Below are 1,745 nucleotides of genomic sequence, written 5' to 3' on the forward strand. Positions count from 1 at the left end.
CGTCCCTCATCTCACCGGCAACTCGCCGAACACTGCGTCCAACAACACAACCCGCCCTGAACAGCAGAAATAGCGCCCACACAAACCTCAGGAGCGCCAAGTATGTTCGATACGGGGGTTTCGGCGGGATCGAGTACGGCATGCGTAACCGGGTTGGCGGGCTATGCCGCGGTGTGTCGGGTGCGGGAGAACATCGCCCGCGCGAGAACGGTGGAAGCGGTGTGCGAGATCGCCGACATCCGCCTCACCGACGCCGACACCACCACCACCGCCGACAACACTGGTGGTGATCCGTTGACTGTTCTGGCGCAGGTGGTCACCGAGGTGGCGGTGACGCTGGGCCTGTCGCAGAGCGCCACGAGACCGTTGCTGACCGTCGGGCAAGAGTTGTCGCGGATGCCGCTCACAGCGCTGCGGTTCGTCCTCGGCGGAATCGACTGGCCGCGGATCCAGGTACTGACCGCCGTGCTGGGCAAAGCATCCGATGCCACCATCGCGGCCCTCGAACACGAGGCCGCCGCTGCAGCGGAACGGTTGACCCCGCGGTCACTGCGACTGTGGCTGTGGCGACTGTGGCTCGCCCACGACCGAGACGAGGCAGCAGCCGCACAAGAGCGCACGGTACGCAGTAGCCGAGCGATGCGGGTGCGCCGCGACTCCGGTGGGGCATCGGTACTCGAAGCGATCGTCACCGACCTCGAAGGCGCCGAAGTCGACGCATTGGTGACCGAGATCGCCGCAACGGTCTGCCGAGAGGACCCGCGGTCGACCACGGCGCTACGGGTCGATGGGTTGATGGCGTTGATCCACGGCGAACACGCCCTCGAATGCCAGTGCGGGCGCGGTGAGCATTGCCCGCTGGACGGTGCCGCGGACCGGCCCGATCCTCGGCGGGGTCCGCTGGTGCAGATCCTCCTCGACGCCGAAACACTGCTCGGATTACGCCAGAACCCCGCCGTACTGGCCGACGGAACCCCACTCGACCCGGAACTGGCCCGCCTCATCGCCACCGACGCCCACTGGCAAGGCCTGCTCACCGAACTCCACGACGTCCTCACCACCCGAACACCACACACCCAGACACAAGGTGAACCGGCCAAGGCCGACCCTCCCGGCAGCACAGCATCTCCCGATGACACAGTGACTCCCGATGACACAGTGACTCCCGATGACACGGGCCTGGGTGGCACCGATACCGCCGACGACGACGAGCCAGCCGATCGGCGACAAAAACAGAGGACAGTGCTCTCCTCCCTACGGATTCGGGTACCACGCCTGATCCACCGCGGCCGGATCCGCCGAGCAGGAACCGTACCCACACCCACCAGCGGCAGAGGTCTGCCCAACGGCACCGGCCTGCTCAACCGCAGTGGTCTGCCCAACCGCAGTGGTCTGCCCAATAACACTGGTCTGCTCAGTGACACTGTTCGTGCGCAGATCACCGCGACGCTCTTGGCAGCGATCACCGCCGACCCCACCCTCGCTGCAGGACCCCACCCCGACGGCCACGCAGGCGACACCGAACCACCACCCGGCGCCCTGACCTACCGACCCACCACCGACCTCGCCGCCCGCGTACGCATGACCTACCGCACCTGCACCCACCCCGGATGCGACGTCCCCTCCACCGACTGCGAACTCGACCGCATCGTCCCCTACGACCACCACACCCCCCACCGCGGCGGATGGACCATCGAGACCAACCTCCACCCCGTCTGCACCGCCCACCACAAACACAAAACCGC

1 protein-coding gene is annotated in these 1,745 nt (G+C 66.9%); it reads left to right on the forward strand.

The annotated features are described in order from the left end of the window. Positions 1-102 precede the first annotated feature (102 nt). Positions 103-1,745, forward strand: a 1,643-nt coding sequence (locus CH292_RS27515; RefSeq protein WP_256978604.1) for an HNH endonuclease signature motif containing protein, incomplete at its 3' end; no start/stop codon positions are given.

Origin of the sequence: Rhodococcus sp. 14-2470-1a (assembly GCF_002259425.1) — a bacterium.
Classification (GTDB): domain Bacteria; phylum Actinomycetota; class Actinomycetes; order Mycobacteriales; family Mycobacteriaceae; genus Rhodococcoides; species Rhodococcoides fascians_E.